The following is a 19,114-nucleotide window of genomic DNA, read 5'->3' as shown; positions in this document are numbered from 1 at the left end:
TGCCGTCGTCCCGATCGCCGAAGAACTCAGTGCGCCGCGGCCGACAGGCCGAACCGCCGCGTCAGCCTGAAGCCGTCGCGGATGTTCAGCCCGATCAGCGCGAGGTTGATCGCCCCGGCGATCAGCTCCACCGCCTGCACCACCGTAAAGATCTGGTCGAACTGACCGGCGGCGGCGCGCTGCTGCAGCACGATCGCGCACGGCACCAGCACGGCGATGCCGTTGACGGCGATCAGCGGCATCCGCCGGCGCTTCGCCGCGACGACCGGATGCGGGGATTGGCCGCCGAGCCTGAAGCCGCTAGCCCCGGCGAGCGCGATCGCCGGGATCAGCACCGCGAGACCCCACAGGATGCGGAGCTTCACGGCGGCGATCGCGGCCTCGTCGCCGCCGAGCTCGACCACGACTGTCGAGGTCCAGAACAGGAGGATGGTGAGAAACGCGATGATGCCGGCGATCGGGTGGAGCTTCTTGATCATTTACGAACTCCTGTCGCTGAGTTGTGTGTCGAGCCGATCGCGAAGCGCGATCAGCGCATCCCTGGTCTTGCGAAGCTGGCGCGGATCGGCGCCGGCGATCATGGCGTCGGCGATCGGCAGCCAGAGTTCACTGGCCTGCGCGAACACCCGCTCGCCGCGCGGCGTCAGCACCACCAGCTTGGCGCGCTTGTGCGCGGGGTTCGGCGCGAAGCCGACCAGCCCGGCCTCCGCCAGCTCGTCGACGATCCGCTGCACCGATTGCCGGGCCAGCCCCATGTTATCGGCGAGCCTTGCTACCGAGAACGTGCCGCGGCCGTGGGCGACCGAGCCCAGCACCTGCCAGCGCGCGCTGGTCAGCCCGAGCGGCTTCACCAACGCATCGCCGAACCTGATCAGCGCGCCGTTGAGCCGGAAAACCTCCAGCACGAGGGCGTTGGCGGGGTGGTCGAACGGAGCGTCGGCTGCATCGGTCATGACAGGATCCTGTCATTCTGACAGCATCCTGTCAATCCCGTTCACCCCGACCGGCCCGGAGACGCGACGGAAGTCCAATAGCGGCGGCATTGACGGGGTTCGCGGCATTTGCATCGTAGCCGGCTTGGTGGGACGGCCGGTCAGGACGGAACGATGGAATTTCTAGCGAGCGTGGCGGTTGCGATCGTCGCTTATGTGGCCGTGTACTTCATCGGCAAGCCGGTGGTGGCGCTGCAGGCCAAGCGGATCGAAGTGCTCGACGTCGCAGAGCGCTACTCCGCGGTCGACCCCGGTGCCCCCGAGGAGACCCGCGACGCCGCCGTCAAGGCGCTGTTCGAAGCCGGCACCTCGCTGCGCGCCTATCAGCGCGGCTGGTCGACCGCGGTGCGGCTGTGGTGCTGGGTGTGGGGCTACGATCTCGATCTCGCCGCGCAGGCGCTGTACGGCCTCGCCGAAGGCCCGCGCGCCAAGATGATGATTCCGCCGGAGGCCCGACGCAACACGCTGAACGCGCTGTACGTCGCGCTCGGCGCCGCCAGGCACCTGCCGCCCGAAACCGTCGACGCCATCAAGCGGATGATCGCCGAGACCAAGGCCGCCAACGCCAGGGCGTCGGCCTGAGCTTGATCATCCAGGCGATGAGTTCGCTTGGTCGATTGATCGAAGCGGAATTGTCCATCGTCGAGGGCACTGAGTCCTGATCCTGAGGAGCCAGGCAAAGCCGGGCGTCTCGAAGGATGAGGCCGCGCGTGACTCGCGGCGCATGGTTCGAGACGGCGCTTCGCGCCTCCTCACCATGAGGCTTTGCTTGGTGTGAGTACGCGAAGCGCGGTCACAGGCCAACCAAGGACAGACGCGGCCCTCTTTCGAGGCGCGCACCGTCACTCCGACGCGATGAAGCGCAGCGTGCCGGCGCGGCGGGTCGGCTGGCCGGTATCGTTGGTGTGATTGACGCCGTCCATCACCGGCACTTCGGTGAAGTCGAACGGGCTGACGCCGTCGAGGCAGGCGACATTGACGGCGTAGAGGTTCGTATTGGATCGTCGCTGATGATGGGTGTAGATGCCGCAGCGTGAGCAGAAGAAGTGCTGCGCCGTGCCGGTGTGGAACCGATAGGTCGTCAGCACGTCCTCGCCCTGCAGGATCTTGATCCCGCCCATCTCCGCCATCGCCACCACCGCGCCGCGCATCCGGCAATACGAACAGGTGCAGCGCCGGATCGAGTCGAAGCCGTCGCTCAGCGTCACCTCGAAGCGCACCGCCCCGCAATGGCATCCACCGGTCCGCACGTTGCTGCCGTTGTCCATTCTGCGTGCCTCCAGGCGATCCGCGCGATGAGTCAGCCGGACCTGACCAGACCGCTTCACCAACGTCAACGCAGCGGATCTGCAATGCCGGGAAACGTGAACGCATAGGCGAGCCGGCGCCGCCACCATGGTGTGATCGCGACCTCGCACACCGCCGCGCCATCGTGGGCGTGAATCATCGTCGTCGGCGAACTTGCGATCGCGGCGTGCTTGGCGACGCAGCCGTCGCGCCAGCGGAACAGCAGCACGTCGCCGCGGTCGAACGCATCGCACGGCACCGGCACCAGATGGCGCAGCGCCGCCGCCGCCAGCGTCTCGTCGCCGCCGGCTTCGGCCCAGTCCGGTGCGTAAGGCGGCGGCGCTTCCGGCTCGTCACCGAGACAGGCGCGCCACACTCCGCGCACCAAGCCGAGGCAGTCGCAGCCGACGCCCTTCACCGACGCCTGGTGCCGATAGCGGGTGCCGATCCAGCTCCGCGCTTCGGCAACAATCGTGTCGCGACCCAATGGCTGATCCATCGCGCCCTCGCTCGAACGAGTGAGTGGATTGGTGCTGCGGTCAGACGTCGCCGCGCAGCACCGGGCCGATTGGCGCGCCGCTGTTGCCGGGCGCACCGGGCACCGGATAGCTGACGACGAAATCGTTGCCGGGGATCTGCGGGAAGCCACGAAAGTTGTCGCTGTTAGCAAAGCGGTCGCGGCAGGTCGCAAACAGCTTGTCGCAGCCGGCGGTGACGACGAAGCTGTCGCCGGGCGCGATCGGTTCGGCCATCGCCTGCCACAGCGACAGCCGCACCTCGCCGACGACGACGCGATGCTGCTTGATCTCGACCGCAGCGCCGGCATTGGCGCCGCTGCGCCAGCTCAGCCGGCCGGCGCTGAACAGACCGGGCGCGTAACCGTCGAGGCCCGAGACCGTGATGGTCGACGTGCCGGGTGCCGCGACGACGAGGCCCTCGCTGCGCCGCGCCGGGTTGCCGAGATCGACGCGGCAGCGCGCGTCGCCGAGATCGGCGCTGCACGCCGCGGTGTAGAGCCGGCCGGTCTCCTGCGACAACAGATCGGCGAGCCCGCGCAGCTCCGCCGTGAAGGCAAGGCCCTCGCGCCGCACTTCGCCGAGCGTACCGCGCGCGGTCAGCACCCGCAGCTCGGGCGCACTCCAATCCACCAGCCAGCTCTCGATCGCGGCGGCGTCGAAGCGTCCGGCGGCCAAATCCGCCTCGCGCAGCAGATCGTCGTCGAGCGCACCGGAGATCTCCGCGCCATCGACCGCCAAATCGAACCGCTGCGACGCCTCCGACGCCGAGAACCCGGTGCCGGCGCGGCAGTTCACACCGTCGATGACGAGATCGCGGTCGTGATCGGTGAAGCCGAGCACAGCGCCATCGCGCCGCCGCACGATCCAGCATTGCGCCAGCGTGGTGACGCCACCGTCGAGCCTCGCCTGCAACGCATCCGGAATGCTGCGCATAACAAGCTCCTCGATGGCGCGCGACGGCGCATCCGCCGGGGCAGCGCGATGCCCCGCGGACGATGTCGCATCGACGGTCCGGCGGCGGCGGGCGCCGCGCCGGGACCGACGATGTGGTTCAGATCAGAGATTGCGCGCGATCACGATGCGCTGGACGTCGCTGGTGCCTTCGTAGATCTGGCAGACGCGAACGTCGCGATAGATCCGCTCGACCGGGAAGTCCTTCAAGTAACCGTAGCCGCCGAGCGTCTGGATCGCCGACGAGCACACCGCCTCCGCAGTCTCGGAGGCAAGCAGCTTGGCCATCGAGGCTTCGGTCAGGCACGGCAGTCCGGCTTCGCGGAGGCTGGCCGCATGCAGAACCATCTGCCGCGCGGCGGCGATGCGGGTCGCCATGTCGGCGAGCCGGAACGCCACCGCCTGGTGCTCGATGATCGGCTTGCCGAAGGTGACGCGGTCGCGCGCGTAGTCGCGGGCCGCCTCGAACGCGGCGCGCGCCATGCCCACCGCCTGCGAGGCGATGCCGATCCGGCCGCCTTCGAGATTCGACAGCGCGATCTTCAGCCCCTCGCCTTCGGCGCCGAGCCGCAGGTCGGCGGGAATCCGCATGTCGTTGAAGGCGAGCTGGCAGGTGTCGGACGAATGCTGACCAAGCTTGTCCTCGACCCGCACCACTTCGTAGCCGGGCGTATCGGTCGGCACGATGAAGGCGGTGATGCCCTTCTTGCCGGCCGACGGATCGGTGACGGCAAACAGGATGATCAGTTGGCCGTTCTGCCCCGAGGTGATGAACTGCTTGGCGCCGTTGATGACATAGGCATCGCCGTCGCGGCGCGCGGTGGTGCGCAGGTTCGAGGCGTCCGAGCCGGCCTGCGGCTCGGTCAGCGCAAAGCCGCCGATCCACTCGCCGCTGGCGAGCTTGGGCAGGAAGCGCTGCTTCTGCTCGTCGGTGCCGAATTTCAGGATCGGCATGCAGCCGACCGAGGAATGCACGCTGACGATGGTCGAGCACGCGCCGTCGCCGGCGGCGATCTCTTCCAGCGCCAGGGTGTAGGCCACCATGCCGGTGTCGGAGCCGCCATAGGCTTCCGGCACCAGCATGCCGAGAAAGCCGAGCTGGCCCATCTCGGTCAGTTCGGCGCGCGGAAACGCATGCGCGGCATCGCGCGCCGCCGCGGTCGGAGCGAGCCGCTCGCGCGCGAAGTCGCGCGCGGTGTCGCGGATCTGGGTCTGCAGGTCGTTCAGGATCATGATGCGCTCACGACAGCCGCTCGACCGCGACGGCGGTGGCTTCGCCGCCGCCGATGCACAGCGAGGCGATGCCGCGCTTGAGGTCGTACTTCTCCAGCGCCGCCAGCAGCGTCACCAGCACGCGCGCACCGGAGGCGCCGATCGGGTGGCCGAGCGCGCAGGCGCCGCCATGGACGTTGACCTTGTCGTGCGGCAGGCCGAGATCGTGCATCGCCGCCAGCGCCACCACCGCGAACGCCTCATTGACTTCGAACAGATCGACGTCGGCGAGATTCCACCCCGTGCGGTCGCTGAGCTTGCGGATCGCGCCGATCGGCGCGGTGGCGAACAGCGCCGGCTCGTGCGCGTGGGTGGAATGGCCGACGATCGCCGCGAGCGGCTTCAGGCCACGCTTGTCTGCCTCCGAGCGGCGCATCAGCACCAGCGCGGCGGCGCCGTCGGAAATCGACGAGGAGTTCGCCGCCGTCACGGTGCCGCCTTCGCGGAACGCCGGCTTCAGCGTCGGGATCTTGTCGAGCTTGGCCTTCAGCGGCTGCTCGTCGGTGGTGACGGTGATGTCCGACTTGCCGGCCTTGATCGTCACCGGCGTGATCTCGCGGGCGAACGAGCCGTCCTTGATCGCGGCCTGGGCGCGGGTCAGCGAGGTGATGGCGAAATTGTCCTGGGTCTCGCGGGTGAACTGATAGTTCTGCGCACAGTCCTCGGCGAAGGTGCCCATCAGCCGGCCCTTGTCGTAGGCGTCTTCGAGGCCGTCGAGGAACATGTGGTCGAGCACCCGGCCGTGGCCCATGCGGTAGCCGCCGCGGGCGCGGTCGAGCAGATACGGCGCGTTGGTCATGCTCTCCATGCCGCCGGCCACCGCCACGGTGGCGCTGCCGGCGATCAACAGATCATGCGCGAGCATCGCCGCCTTCATGCCGGAGCCGCACATCTTGTTGACGGTGGTGCAGCCCGCCGACAGCGGCAGGCCGGCGCCGAGCGAAGCCTGACGGGCGGGTGCCTGGCCCTGGCCGGCCGGCAGCACGCAGCCGAACACGACTTCGTCGATCGCATCCGGCTTCAGGCCGGCGCGCTCCACCGCGGCCGAGATCGCGGCCGAGCCGAGCTGGGATGCGGTGGCGTCCTTCAGCTCGCCCTGAAAGCCACCCATCGGGGTGCGCGCGGAGCCGACGATAACGATTGGATCGTGGGTCATGGGAGTTCTCCCTGGATTTTGGTTGTTTGATCGCATGAGTAGTAACCGCCGCGCCTCAGCGCGGCGCCATCCGCAGTGCACCGTCGAGGCGGATCACCTCGCCGTTCAGCATCGTATTCTCGCAGATCGCCTTGACCAGCGCGGCATATTCGGCCGGCCGGCCGAGCCGCGGCGGGAACGGCACGCTCTTGCCGAGCGCATCCTGCACCGGCTGCGGCATCCCGGCCATCATCGGGGTTTCGAAGATGCCGGGCGCGATCGTCACCACGCGGATGCCGTGCTGCGCCAGTTCGCGCGCGATCGGCAGCGTCATCGCGGCGACGCCGCCCTTGGAGGCCGAATACGCCGCCTGCCCGATCTGGCCGTCGAACGCCGCAACCGAGGCGGTGTTGATGATGACGCCGCGCTCGCCTTCGGCGTCCGGCTGCTCCTTGCTCATCGCCTCGGCGGCGAGCCGGATCATGTTGAAGCTGCCGACCAGGTTGATGGTGATCGCCCGGGCGAAGCTGTCGAGCTTGTGCGGGCCGTTGCGGCCGAGCACCTTCTCGCCCGGCGCCACGCCGGCACAATTCACCAGCCCGTTGACGTGGCCGAACACATCCTGGGCGAGCTTCACCGCCGCCTCGGCATCCTCGGCCTTGGTGACGTCGGTGGCGAGAAAGCGGAAACTCGCACCGAGCTCCTGTTCGAGCTTGGCGCCGGCCTCGGCGTTGAGATCGAGGCCGACCACCTTGGCACCGCCCGCCACCAGCGTGCGGGCGGTGGCAGCGCCGAGACCGGAGGCGGCGCCGGTGACCAGGAAAACGCGATCAGTAATGTTCATGACGAGGCAATCCGTATCTCAAGCTGCGGAGGAAGACGTGGCGGAAGCACTGCCTGCGGGATCGGAATCGCGCTTGCGCAGGATGAAGCGCTGCAGCTTGCCGCTCGGCGTCTTCGGCAGTTGCTCCAGGAATTCGATCTCGCGCGGATAGGCGTGAGCGGAGAGCCGCTTCTTGACATATTGCCGCAGCTCCTCGGCCAGCGCCTCGCTCGGCGTCACGTCCTTGGCGAGCACCACATAGGCTTTGACGATCTCGGTGCGCTCGGGATCGGGCTTGCCGATCACCGCCGCTTCGATCACCGCGGCATGCTCGATCAGCGCGCTCTCGACGTCGAACGGGCCGATGCGATAACCCGACGAGGTGATGACGTCGTCGGCCCGGCCGACGAAGCTGATCGAGCCATCCGGCTCCAGCTCGACGGTGTCGCCGGTGCGGTAGTAACCGCCTTCGATCGCCGGCGTCTCCTGCTGCCAATAGCCGGAGAACCACATCAGCGGTGAGCGCTTCAGGTCGACACTGAGCACGCCCGGGACGTTCGGCGGCAGTTCGTTGCTCTGCTCGTCGAGCACCGCGACGCGGAAGCCTGGCATCGCCAGGCCCGCGGAGCCCGGATGCACGGTGTGGCGCAGCCGGTGGTGATTGTTGACCACCATGCCGAGCTCGGTCTGGCCGTAATGATCGTGGATCGGCGCGGCGAGATGCTCAGCGAACCAGCGGATGACTTCCGGATTGAGCGGCTCGCCGGCGCTGCTGACGACGCGGAGCTGGCCCTTCACCGGCGCCGCCGCTTCCGGTCCCGCCGCGATCAGCAGCCGATACGCGGTCGGCGCGCCGGCCAGATTGGTGATGCCGCGGCGCTTGATCAATCCATAGGTGCTCTCGGCGGTGAACGGACCGTCGTAGAACGTGGTGGCATGGCCGTGCAGCAGCGGGCCAGTGACCGCGTAGTACAAGCCATAGGCCCAGCCCGGATCGGCGATGTTCCAGAAGATGTCGCCCGCGCGCAGATCGACCGCATCACGGATGTACGAATAGAACGCCGGCAGCGCGTTGATCGGCACCGGCACGCCCTTCGGCAGGCCGGTGGTGCCGGAGGTCGACATCATCAGGAACAGGTCGGTGCCCTTGCGCAGCACCGGCGCGAACTCGGTCGATTGCGCCGCGATCTCGGCATGGAAATCGAGATCGCCGAGCGGCGCGGTCTCGCCGGGCCGCAGCACGATCGCCACGGTCGGGCAATCGGCGACGTCGGCGAGCTTGGCGCGATTGGCCACATCGGTGACCACCAGCTTGGCGGCGCTCATCTTGACGCGGTGCTCGATCGCCTTCGGACCGAACGCGGTGAACAGCGGCTGATACACCGCGCCGGCGCGCCAGGTGCCGAGGATCAGCGCCAGCAGCTCGGGCGTGCGCGGCAGCATGCCGGCGACGACGTCGCCGGGTTTGACGCCCTGTGCGACCAGCAGATTGGCGACGCGGGCCGCATAGTCCTGCATCTGTCCGAAGCTGAACGATGCGGTGCGGCCGTCCTGGCTTTCCCAATCCAGCGCCGTGCCGCCGCCGGCGACGTGACGGTCGCAGCATTCGACGCATACGTTGATGCCGGTCGCGAAGTCGCCGTCGAACAGCGCTTCGAGATCCTCGCGGCGAAACCGCGCAAGAACGTCGGCGTAATCTTCGATGGCTGCTGCCGCAGGATGGGCGTTGCTCATGGTGTTTCTTCCCCTGCCCTCGTTGTTGGCACGAGGGTTTGACGCGAGTGGATTCACGGGGGCGGATTAAGCGGCGGAGCGCTGTGGCTTTCTAGGACCAAACTGACCTAGATTTGTGATCGGTTTTGCCACTTTCGAGAAGGAACCGACGAGTTGGAGCGGCGGACGATTGCGCCTTTGTTCGTGGAGGAGGTGGCCGATTGTCTGGTTCGGGCCGGCATCGCGCCCGGGCCGGTGTTCGCCTCCGCCGGCTTGCCCGAGGTGGTGCGGGAACGGGTCTCGGCCGCCGAATTCGGTGCATTGTGGCTGGCGGTGGCCGCGGCGATGGACGACGAGTTCTTCGGTCTCGGCGGACGGCCGATGCGGCCGGGATCGTTCACGCTGCTCGGGCACGCGGTGCTCAACGCCGGAACGCTGCACCAGGCGCTGAACCGCGCGCTGCGATTTCTGAAGATCGCCCTGGACGATCCCAGCGGCGAATTGCGGATCGAAGACGGCCTCGCCCGCATCGTGCTCCGTGACAAGACAGCGCCGCGCTCGGCCTTCGCCTATCGCACCTTCTGGATCGTGGTGCACGGCATCGCCTGCTGGCTGGTCGGCCGGCGGCTGCCGCTGCGCCGGGTGGATTTCGCCTGCGGCCCGCCGGCCTTCGCCGCCGACTATCGGTCGTTCTTCGGCGCGCCGGTCCGGTTCGGCCAGCCGGAGAGCGCGCTGGTGTTCGATGCGGCGTTTCTTGCGCTGCGCACCAACCGCACCGAGCGGGCGCTGAAGGAGTTTCTGCGCCGGGCGCCGGCGAACATTCTGGTCCGCTACCGCCACGATGCGACGCTGACCGCGGCGATCCGGACCACGCTGCGGGCCAAGCCGCCGACCGCGTGGCCGAACTTCGAAACGCTGGCCAGGCAGATGAAGATCCCGGCCTCGACGCTGCGCCGCCGGCTGAGCGCCGAGGGCCAGACCTACCAGACCATCAAGGACGAGATCCGCCGCGCGCTGGCAATCCGTTGGCTGGCGGACAACGAAAAGCCGGTCGGCGACATCGCCGCCGACCTCGGTTTCGCCGAACCCAGCGCGTTCCACCGCGCCTTCCGGAAATGGATGGCGAAAAGCCCCGGCGCGTTCCGCCGCGAGGCGATCGGCGGGTGAGGCCTCGCGCGTAAAGCAATCCTGTTTTCGATAGAATCGAACCCGCGCTTCGGAGAGCCTGCAACAGGCAGAACCTCATGGTGAGGAGGCGCGTAGCGCCGTCTCGAACCATGTGACGCAGGGAATGCGTTGCCCCATCCTTCGAGACGCCCGGCTTCGCCAGGCTCCTCAGCATGAGGACTCAGTGCCTTCGGAAAGGTCGGATCGTGTCAATCAAACGATGAACCGCTCTAGATGTGGAGCCTCAACAGGTTGTCCTCGGAGAGTCCGAGTCTGCTGATTGGCGGCTGTGATTTTATGCCGCCGTGAGGGCGGTGCCAATTGTATCGATGCAGCCAGATCGGCAGTTCCTCGGCCCTGCGTGTCGAGGTCGGATAGGCCTGCGCGTAAGCCCATTCCCTGAGAGCACTTTGGATGAAGCGCTCGGCCTTGCCGTTGGTTTTAGGTGTGTATGGCCTGGTGCGGATATGCTTGAGCCCGAGAGCGTGGCAGGCGTTTCGGAAATCAGTCGATATGTAGCAGCTTCCGTTGTCGGTCATGACGCGTCTAACGGTGACGCCGAGGCTGGCGTAATAGGCGATCGCGGCCTTGAGGAAGGCGATCGCGCTGACGGCCTTCTCGTCCGCGAAAATCTGCGAGAATGCGACACGTGAGGCGTCGTCGATGCAGACGTGGACGAACTCCCAGCCGACGCCGCGGCTGTTGCTTTGGCCGGTGCGATCGCCGGTGATGCGATGGCCGATCTTGTCGAAGCGGCCGAGCTTCTTGATGTCGATGTGGATCATGTCGCCGGGATGGGCGTACTCGTAGCGGCGGGCTGGTTCGGCCGGCTCCAGGTCACGCATTCGGTTGAGCCCCAGGCGTCGCAGGATACGGCTGACGGTGGCCGGCGACAGGCCGAGATCGGCGGCGATCTGCTTGCCGGTCAGACGCTGACGGCGCAGCCGTTCGACCTGCTCCACGGTCGCCACTGGCGTCGGCTTGTACAGCCGCCGCGGCCGCGACGAGCGATCGGCAAGCCCTGCGCGCCCTTCGGCCTTGAACCGGGCAACCCATTTGCGGGCCGTCCGCGGGCAGACGCCTGCGGCTTGTGCGGCGGCCTTCGGCGTCTGCCCGCTCAACACCGCCTGCACCAACCGCTCTCGACCAATCGGCGTCAAACGGGCATTCTTGTGAATGTTCATCCGGTCCCTCCTTGGACACTGAAGCTTCGCAACCTCAGCATCCTCGGTCCGGACCGGATGGACAACCTATTGAAAGCTCACATCTAGGCTCGCGATCGAATTCCCAAGGCCTCGCTGTTGCGCATCGCGAACAGTGCCGCCTGCGTGCGGTTGGCGACGTTCAGCTTCTGGATAATGCCGGCCACCTGAGACTTCACCGTGAACACGCTCATGTCGCGCTCTTTGGCGATCTGCCGGTTGCTCTTTCCGCTCGCCAGATAGGGCAGAAGTTCCAACTGCGAGGGCGTAAGTTCGCTGAGAGCGTTCGGCTCCCTGGATTGCTTGGGAATCGTCAATGTCGGCGTGGGCACCTGCGAGGCCGCGAGCGCATCGACGATCGCACCGCGCACGGCTCCGATCATTGCGGCATCGACTTGAGCCGCAGCGGCCGCCCCCTGCCCGATCATCAGCGCGGACAATTCCTGACGTCCGCCGAGCAGGACCGACACATCGATGTGCAACACCACGATCGCGTCCGGATCGTCGTCGCATGGCGTCGCCACGATCAAGAAGTGCTTTCGTTCGCCAGCCTCTTCGCGCCAACTGACCGTCGAGAAGAAGTCGATGCTCTTTTCGGCGAGGCTCTTGAACCCGCGCAGCAATTCCAGCGAGTGCCGATCCGGACGGATGCAGGCGTCGAAATAGCTGCTGCCGACCTTGCTCTTGGATTTGGCGCCGGACATCGCCGGCTCGTCGCTGGCTTCGAGAATCTTGCCGTCCCGATCGATCACCAGGGCGCTGATTCCGACCCCCTTGACGATATTCGATAGGTGAGAACCCGGCATGATTGGCAAGCACTTGACGTAGAAGGAAAAACCACCTCGGTCGGGGCGCGGCTTGCGACCTAGTAATTTTACGGGAAACTAGATCGGACCCCAGAGATTCGTCATCCCCAAATTTGGCGATGGCACCGTTGCGGCCTATCCGGGCTGGCTGCGCGAGGCTCCCGCGCGATATTTCCGCCGGTCGCGCACGAATTCGACCCTGGGCAGCGCTTCGGGATCGCCCTGTCGGATCGGCGCCGGCTCGGACGCTTGCGACGACCATCCCTCGTCGGTCTGATCGAGCAGATCGCGATACGCCTTCAGCGCCGCATAGAGCCGCTGGTCGGCGATCGCCTGGTTGGCCTTTTGCACGGCTTCAGCGGCCGCGGGCATCTCCAGCAGAAGGCGCTCCACCGCCTGATGGTAGCCTTCAAGGGTCGCTCCGTCACGGCGCAGATAGAGTTTCTGTAAGCGCAGATAGACCTGCCGCAGGCTGGTGTCGGCGTGGTCTTCGAGAATCGTGTTGGCCTGGCGCAGCACCGGCGCGGTGCCTTCGATCGAGAACGTCGACGATTCGGTCCATCCGTTGATCAGCGTCAGACCGCCGATCTCGATCCGCTCGAACGGCTTCAGCGTGATCTTCAGTCCGGACGATGCCTTGCGCGATCCTCGCGGCGTCCTGGCGACGCTCATCGGTGTGGTCTCGCTCAGCGGCATCGGTCGTCTCCTCAGTTCAAGTGATCGAGCCGGCGGCGGATGCCGCCGGCTCGATCGGTTTCGTTAACGCAGCAACTGCAGCACGCCCTGCTGCGACTGGTTGGCCAGCGACAGCGCGGACACCGCGATCGACTGGCGGGTCGACAGCGCCTGGCTGTTCGCCGCTTCCTCGTTGGTGTCGGCCAGCGTCAGGTTCGCCGAGCCGGTCTGCAGCACGTTGATCAGGCTCTTCGAGAAGTCCTGACGCGCCTGCACCACCGACAGGTTCGAACCGAACGCCGAAGCCTGCGACCGCAGCGTGGTCGAGGCGGCGCTCAGCTTGGTCAGCACCGCGTTGGTCGCGTTGTTGTCGATGAAGTCGGTGCCCGACGACAGGTCCGACAGACCGAGGCCGGTCGGATCGAACGTGACGCCCTGGATCGAGATCGTCGACTTGCCGGTTTCGTTGAACACCAGCTTCAGGGTGTCGCCGTTCAGCAGGTTGACGCCGTTGAACGAAGCGTCCTGAGCCGTGGTCTTGATCTGGTTCAGGATGTCGTTGAACTGCTTGACCAGACCCGCACGGGTGTTCTGGGCATTGACGTCCGCAACCGGCGCCTGCGGCGTCGAGAAGGTCAGAGTCGTCAGCGCAGTGCCACCGAGCACGCCACCTTCGCTGCCGCCCATCGAGTGGGAGGCGAAGTCGTTGGAGGTCGAGATCGTCAGCTTGCCGGTGGCGTTGTCGATCGACGCCGACATGTTGTTGGCGGCCAGCGCGACGTTGAGCTGGGCCAGCGACTTGACGGTGCCGTTGGTGCCGTCACCGAACGTGACGTTGACGCCCGCACCGCCGTTGAACGAGGTGAAGGTCAGCGACTTGCCGTTCAGGCTGCCGGCGCTCGCACCGCGGGTCGCGGAGAACGAGCTGTCGGTGCCGCTCGGGCCGGTCAGGCCGAGCGCCGCCATGGCATTGCCGGTACCGGTGATGCTGAGGTCGGACTGCAGACCGGTCGAGAGCTTCAGCATGCCGCTGGTGATCGACGAGTTGGCCGTACCGCTCGCGGTGGAGATCACCGCACCGGCGTTGCCGAGCGTCGCCTTGCGCACGCCGGTGGCGAGATCGACCGCCTTCAGCACGTCGTCGAGAGTGCCCTTCTGCAGGTACACGGTCGAGTTGCCGTTGCCGTCGGTTTCGACGTTGCCGGAGATTCCGGTGTGCGACGCGGAGGCCGTCGGCACCGCGGCGTTCTTGAACGTGATGGTCTTGCCGTTCACGTTCAGGGTCGAGCCGTCCGCGATCAGCGTACCAAGCGTGGTGCCGTCGGTGGTGCGCTGCTTGGTCAGGGTCAGCGGGCCAGAGCCGGTCGCAGTGGTCAGGCCGAGGTTCTTGAGCAGATCGGTCGGGCCGGTCAGATTGAGGTCGGCACCCGACGAGCTGTTGATGGTGACGATGCCGGCAGCCACGGACGACGGGGTCTGGCCGGCGCTGGTCGAGATCGTCGCCACGCCGTTCGAGATCGACGCCGACTTGACGCCGTTGGCGAGATCGATCGCGGTCAGAACGTCACCCACGGTCGCGTTGGTGAAGTTGCTCTGGTTGCCGAGATAGATCGTCGAGTTGCCGTTGCCGTCGGTGCCGATGCGGCCGAGAACGCCGGTGCCGGTGGCAATGTTGTTACCCTGCGGCGCATCCGAGGTCTTGAAGGTGATGGTCTTGCCGTTGACGGTGAGCTGGGTGCCGTCAGCGATCGCGGTCGAGGACAGGCCGCCGTGGCTGTTGAACAACTGGGTCGAGCCCGAGATGTTGGCCGATGCCGTCGCAGCAGCCGTATCGACCTTGAACTCGGTCGAGCCGCCCAGCCCGAGCTTGGCCAGCACCGCACCGCCGGCGTTGTCGCTGATCGTCAGCGGGCTGTTGGTGCCCGAGTGCAGTTCCAGCTTGCCGCCGGTGACGGTCGACGCGTTGGTCGTATTGTTGTTCATCGCGTCGATGGTCTTGGTCAGGGCCGTCAGGTCCTGATCGAGGCCGATCGTGTAGTTGCCTTCGGAGTCCGCCTTCGCCGCACCGGCGGTGGTGAAGGTGATGGTCTTGCCGTTGACGGTGATCGCGTCACCGGCGGCCGGACCGGTCGCAGTCGCGGTCAGACCGTTGGTCAGATCGCTGATCTTGCTGGTGCCGGTGGCGGCGCCGCTGGCGGTGCCGACGGTCAGCGCGCTACCGAGCGCGGTGTTGTCGGCGGCGCCGAGGGCGGTGACGGCGGTCGCAGCCGCGATGCTGACGGCGACACCGCCCAGCAGATCGCTGCCGGAGGCGGTGGTGGCACCGCCCGCAGAGCCGTCGAACACCACGTTGCTGCTGGCAACGGCGTTGCTGAAGCTCTGGGTGCCGCGCAGGTCATCGGCGGTGGCGCCGGAGATGGTCGCCGAGACGTTCGACTTGGTGGCGTAGCCGGCCACGGTCTGCAGCGCCTGGTTGGCGATCGACTTGGCGCTGTCCACCAGCTTGTTCAGCGAGGTGATGCCGGTGTTGGCGGCCTGCAGGATCTGCACGCCGTTGCCGATGCCGTCGAGCAGGTTGTTGATGTCGCTGGCGCGGCTGTCGAGCGAAGCGGCGGTGAAGAAGTTGGTCGGATTGTCGAGCGCCGTGTTCACCTTCTTGCCGGACGAGAGGCGGCTCTGGGTGGTGGCGAGCAAGTCGGCCGTGGCCTGAAGCGACGAGAGATTCTGGCGGACGGCGTTCGAAAGAACGATACCTGACATGGACGTTTGCCTTTCTGGGCAATGGCGTGTCGTTGCGCCGAACTTTTCTGTCGGCTCGCCATTTTCAGTTTTGCCGCGGAAAGGATCGTTGAACCGGCACTCGTCCGATCGGACGTCGCCTTCATCCATTCGGACGTCCGAAAAGCAAGGAATGCTTCACGCCCGACGCGCCCCCGCAGCGCGTTTGCTCTCACGTTCTCAGCCCCTGATCTCGACCAGCGGGATCTTCGGAATCGCGCCGGCCGCGAACGCCGAAAGATCAACTTCGAGGTAGTCGGTGTCGAACCGCACCGGCACGTCGAACTGAAAGCCGGCGGTCACTGCGGTGCCGGCAGGTGGCAGATGCCCAGGCGCGAAGCTGACGATGCCGGTGGCGGGATCTCGTTCCGCATCATCAGAGCGTCGACCTTGCGGCCCAGCTAGCCCTTCTGCTTCCGGATCCCGGCCGCAATCTCGTCGATGGCTGGCCGCACGTGCTTGAAGAACTTCTTCAGTCCGCTGCACAGATAATTGAGCCCCGGCTGGCCCGACGGCGTGCGCAGCAGACGATTTCCAGGACATTCTCCCCAGCAGTCCTGCAAATACTCGCAGGCGCGGCAGTCGTCCGGGAGCATCTCCGACTTCGCGTAGCCGAATGCCACCTGCCGCTCAGAGAAGACCATCTCCGACAATGACATCTCGCTCAGGTTGCCGAGCCGATACGGAGGGTACACATAGTGGTCACAGGCGTAGACGCTGCCATCGTGTTCCAGCGCCACGCCCTTGCCGCAAAATTGATGATAGATGCAGATCTGCGCGGGCAGACCGAGATGCTGAGCGACCAGCGTTTCAAAATGGTTCACCAGCACCCTGCCGAGATCCCGCCGCCGCCACTCATCGAATACGCGTGACAGGAAATAGCCGTATCGGTCGGGATCGACCGACCAGTCGGTGACGATCGATTCCGGATGATCGGGCTTCGACCGCGCGCTTCCAATGATCGGCATATGCCCGGTGTCGTAGACATCCGGCGCATCGGTCTCGAAACCCCTCGCCTGCACGATCGGAATGAACTGGATGTAGGTCGAATCCAGCTCCCGGCGGAGAAAGCGATAGACATCCAGCGGGCGCTCGGCATTGAAGCGATGTACGCAGGTGAGCGTGTTGAACGGCACCCCTGCCTTCCGCAACACCGTCGCCCCAGCCATGACCTTGTCGAATGTCGGCGCGCCTCCCTTGTTCACCCGGTAGCGATCATGCAGCTCGCGCGGACCATCGATGCTGAGTCCGACCAGGAACCGGTGCTCTTTCAAAAGCCCGGCCCAAGCGGCATCGAGCAGAATTCCGTTCGTCTGAAGATCATTTTCGATACGCTGACCGGGCCTCGCGTATCGTCTTTGCAGCTCAACGACCCTCTGGAAGAAGTCCAGGCCGAGCAGCGTCGGCTCACCGCCCTGCCAGGAGAACACCACCTCCGGCCCCGTGTTCGCCTCGATATACTGCCGAATGAACAGCTCCAGAGTCCGGTCCGTCATCCTGCCGGTACCCGGCCCTCCTCGGAGCGTTTGCTTACTTAGATAGAAGCAATATCTGCAATCGAGATTGCAGGACGAGCCTGCAGGCTTGGCCATGACGTGAAACCGGCGCTGAACGCCACAATGCGATAACTGCCGTTTGTCAGGCACGAGCAGCACTCACTTGGAAATTGGTGACCTGATACTGACCCCTCAGTAGCATACCACTATTACACGAAACCCGACACAGTATCGCAATTGACGCGCCTCAACGATTTGTACGCTGATTAGCTGCATCCTTATCACATTTCGTGGTGCGATCCTGCAACGCAGTGCACCTCTATTTCAGATTGATTGCGCGACAGATGGTTGGCACGACCACACGAACGTGGCGCACTAATACTCCTCGCTACTCGCTGGAGAGCGGTTCGTGCCGACCAATGATCACCCTGAGCCTCAACGTCGATCGCGTTCCACCCCGAACGCAATTCCCTCTACCTAGCCAGATCATCGTACTTCACTCCGCAACGCTCATTCCGCGCGTCGCCCGCTCTCGGGCGGACCGCCGCAGCCGAATCCGCACCGGATCACAATCGGGAGTGTCAGATGAACAGCGAAGACAAGCACCCGCGCGTGCCCGATGGCACCATTGACCGTCGGCATCTCCTGCTCGGCACATCAACCCTGGTCGCGGCGGCCGCACTGACCACCAGCGCATTCGCACAGGCCACGAAAAACTCTCCGGCCTCTCCCGCGATCGCCAGCGGAGCCGCCGGATCCAAACCGAACATCCTGTTCATCATGGGCGACGATATCGGCTGGTTCAACATCAGTGTCTACAACATGGGGATCATGGGCTATCGCACGCCCAACATCGACCGGATCGGCCGAGAAGGCGCCACCTTCACCGACTGGTATGGGCAGCAGAGTTGCACCGCGGGCCGCGCCGCGTTCATCACCGGGCAATCACCCATTCGCACCGGGCTGACCAAGGTCGGGCTGCCGGGGGCAGAGCTCGGGCTCGGTCCGCTCGATCCGAGCGTCGCGGACGTGATGAAGTCGTACGGCTATGCCACCGGGCAATTCGGCAAAAACCATCTCGGCGACCGCAACGAGCACCTACCCACCGTCCACGGCTTCGACGAGTTCTTCGGCAATCTCTATCATCTCAACGCGGAGGAGGAGCCGGAGAACCCGGACTATCCGAAGGATCCGCGTTTCCGCGCCAAGTTCGGGCCGCGCGGGGTTTTGAAGTGCAAGGCGAGTGACCGCGACGACCCGACGGTCGATCCGACCTACGGGCGCGTCGGCAAGCAGGTGATCGAGAACACCGGCCCGATGGACACCAAGCGCATGGAGACCGTCGACGCGGAGTTTCTCGCCGCGGCCAAGGACTTCATCAGCCGGCAGCACAAGGCTCAAACGCCGTGGTTCTGTTACTTCAATACCACGCGGATGCACGTCTTCACGCATCTGAAAAAAGAATCGCAAGGCAAGACCGGGCTCGGACTATATCCGGACGGGATGGTCGAGACCGATGGTCATGTCGGCGAACTGCTGCAACTGCTGGACGACCTCGGCGTCGTGGACAATACCATCGTGGTCTATACGACCGACAACGGCGCCGAGGTGTTCACATGGCCCGACGGCGGCACGACGCCGTTCCGGGGCGAGAAAGCGACCAATTGGGAAGGTGCCTTCCGGGTGCCCTGCCTGATCCGCTGGCCGGGCGTGATCAATCCCGGCACGATCGTCAACGATATTTGCGCGCATGAGGACTTCATCCCGACCTTTGCTGCCGCGACCGGCGACACCGGCATCGTGGATCGTCTCAAGCAAGGCACGACCCTGAACGGTAAGCCATTCAAGGTGCATCTCGACGGGATCAACCTGCTGCCGTTCTTCAAGAATGAAGTGAAACAGTCACCGCGCGAGGGCTTCCTGTATTGGAGCGACGACGGCGAACTGATGGCGATCCGAATCCGGAATTGGAAATTCGCTTTCCTGGAGCAGAACACCGAGGTCTCGCCGCAAACGCCCGCCGGCGTTTGGCAGGGCCAGTTCACCAAGCTTCGCGCCCCCAACATCTACAATTTGCGGGCCGATCCATTCGAAAGAGCCACCGCCAGCCTGAACTACGGCGACTGGATGGATCACCGCATGTTCCTGATCATCCCGGCGCAGGCCCTGGTGGCGCATTGGGCTGAGAGCTTCAAAGAGTTTCCGCCGCGGGCCAAGGCCGCGAGCTTCACCATCAGCGACGTGATGGAGAAGATCACGACGGCGAGACCGAACGAGAATTGAGGCACCGGAGAACGGC

17 protein-coding genes and 1 pseudogene are annotated in these 19,114 nt (G+C 65.7%); 3 read left to right on the top strand and 15 right to left on the bottom strand.

All coding sequences use genetic code 11. From position 1 onward, the window contains the following. Positions 1-26 precede the first annotated feature (26 nt). On the bottom strand, positions 27-479 hold the full coding sequence (locus FLL57_RS05550; protein WP_142882346.1) for a hypothetical protein: 453 nt from the start codon (positions 477-479) through the stop codon (positions 27-29). Beyond that, entirely contained in the window at positions 480-953 is a 474-nt protein-coding gene (locus FLL57_RS05545) for a MarR family winged helix-turn-helix transcriptional regulator (protein WP_047307571.1), read from the bottom strand. It lies immediately after the preceding gene. 153 nt (positions 954-1,106) lie between these two features. Here FLL57_RS05545 and FLL57_RS05540 point away from each other — a divergent pair, with 153 nt between their 5' ends. Continuing rightward, positions 1,107-1,574: a hypothetical protein gene (locus FLL57_RS05540; RefSeq protein ID WP_142882345.1), complete on the top strand. Its 468-nt coding sequence runs from the start codon at positions 1,107-1,109 to the stop codon at positions 1,572-1,574. Positions 1,575-1,834: 260 nt separating this feature from the next. On the opposite strand, the gene FLL57_RS05535 is transcribed toward FLL57_RS05540, so the two are convergent. The 7 genes from FLL57_RS05535 to FLL57_RS05505 form a co-directional block, all read right to left on the bottom strand. Continuing rightward, positions 1,835-2,260 (bottom strand): GFA family protein, encoded by a 426-nt coding sequence (locus tag FLL57_RS05535; RefSeq protein ID WP_142882344.1) that lies wholly within the window; start codon positions 2,258-2,260, stop codon positions 1,835-1,837. A 65-nt stretch (positions 2,261-2,325) separates the two neighbouring features. Next, positions 2,326-2,778, bottom strand: a complete 453-nt coding sequence (locus FLL57_RS05530; RefSeq protein ID WP_142882343.1) for a peptidase P60 — start codon at positions 2,776-2,778, stop codon at positions 2,326-2,328. Positions 2,779-2,818: 40 nt separating this feature from the next. Next, positions 2,819-3,730 (bottom strand): DUF2163 domain-containing protein, encoded by a 912-nt coding sequence (locus FLL57_RS05525; RefSeq protein WP_142882342.1) that lies wholly within the window; start codon positions 3,728-3,730, stop codon positions 2,819-2,821. Positions 3,731-3,853: 123 nt separating this feature from the next. Continuing rightward, positions 3,854-4,981 (bottom strand): acyl-CoA dehydrogenase family protein, encoded by a 1,128-nt coding sequence (locus FLL57_RS05520; RefSeq protein WP_047307582.1) that lies wholly within the window; start codon positions 4,979-4,981, stop codon positions 3,854-3,856. 7 nt (positions 4,982-4,988) lie between these two features. Further along, positions 4,989-6,176 (bottom strand): acetyl-CoA C-acetyltransferase, encoded by a 1,188-nt coding sequence (locus tag FLL57_RS05515; RefSeq protein WP_142882341.1) that lies wholly within the window; start codon positions 6,174-6,176, stop codon positions 4,989-4,991. Between the two features lie 55 nt (positions 6,177-6,231). Next, positions 6,232-6,999, bottom strand: coding sequence for a 3-hydroxyacyl-CoA dehydrogenase (locus FLL57_RS05510; protein ID WP_047307577.1), 768 nt, complete (start codon positions 6,997-6,999; stop codon positions 6,232-6,234). Between the two features lie 18 nt (positions 7,000-7,017). Continuing rightward, positions 7,018-8,712 (bottom strand): AMP-binding protein, encoded by a 1,695-nt coding sequence (locus tag FLL57_RS05505; RefSeq protein ID WP_142882340.1) that lies wholly within the window; start codon positions 8,710-8,712, stop codon positions 7,018-7,020. A 153-nt stretch (positions 8,713-8,865) separates the two neighbouring features. Here FLL57_RS05505 and FLL57_RS05500 point away from each other — a divergent pair, with 153 nt between their 5' ends. Beyond that, complete coding sequence (locus FLL57_RS05500) at positions 8,866-9,858, top strand: AraC family transcriptional regulator (RefSeq protein ID WP_013503287.1); 993 nt, start codon at positions 8,866-8,868, stop codon at positions 9,856-9,858. A gap of 230 nt (positions 9,859-10,088) precedes the next feature. Here the strand turns inward: FLL57_RS05500 and FLL57_RS05495 are convergent, their stop codons facing one another. From FLL57_RS05495 to FLL57_RS05470, 6 genes and pseudogenes are all read right to left on the bottom strand, one after another. Beyond that, entirely contained in the window at positions 10,089-11,042 is a 954-nt protein-coding gene (locus FLL57_RS05495) for an IS481 family transposase (RefSeq protein WP_013502635.1), read from the bottom strand. A gap of 83 nt (positions 11,043-11,125) precedes the next feature. After that, entirely contained in the window at positions 11,126-11,866 is a 741-nt protein-coding gene (locus tag FLL57_RS05490) for a helix-turn-helix transcriptional regulator (RefSeq protein ID WP_013503288.1), read from the bottom strand. A gap of 135 nt (positions 11,867-12,001) precedes the next feature. Further along, the gene (locus FLL57_RS05485; RefSeq protein WP_047308571.1) at positions 12,002-12,562 is read right to left on the bottom strand and encodes a flagellar biosynthesis repressor FlbT; all 561 of its coding nucleotides are present in this window, start codon (positions 12,560-12,562) and stop codon (positions 12,002-12,004) included. Positions 12,563-12,625: 63 nt separating this feature from the next. Further along, complete coding sequence (locus tag FLL57_RS05480; protein WP_013503290.1) at positions 12,626-15,301, bottom strand: DUF1522 domain-containing protein; 2,676 nt, start codon at positions 15,299-15,301, stop codon at positions 12,626-12,628. Between the two features lie 198 nt (positions 15,302-15,499). Continuing rightward, positions 15,500-15,682, bottom strand: a pseudogene (locus tag FLL57_RS05475) (DUF2460 domain-containing protein); the annotation flags it as partial. 38 nt (positions 15,683-15,720) lie between these two features. Beyond that, entirely contained in the window at positions 15,721-16,911 is a 1,191-nt protein-coding gene (locus tag FLL57_RS05470) for an anaerobic sulfatase maturase (RefSeq protein WP_142882339.1), read from the bottom strand. A gap of 489 nt (positions 16,912-17,400) precedes the next feature. Here FLL57_RS05470 and FLL57_RS05465 point away from each other — a divergent pair, with 489 nt between their 5' ends. Continuing rightward, positions 17,401-19,098: an arylsulfatase gene (locus FLL57_RS05465; RefSeq protein ID WP_142882338.1), complete on the top strand. Its 1,698-nt coding sequence runs from the start codon at positions 17,401-17,403 to the stop codon at positions 19,096-19,098. Positions 19,099-19,114 lie beyond the last annotated feature (16 nt).

The sequence above is a fragment of the Rhodopseudomonas palustris genome, assembly GCF_007005445.1.
GTDB lineage: Bacteria > Pseudomonadota > Alphaproteobacteria > Rhizobiales > Xanthobacteraceae > Rhodopseudomonas > Rhodopseudomonas palustris_G.
The sequence above is the reverse complement of the archived record's forward strand: the minus strand, read 5'-3'. Positions and strand labels throughout refer to the sequence as shown.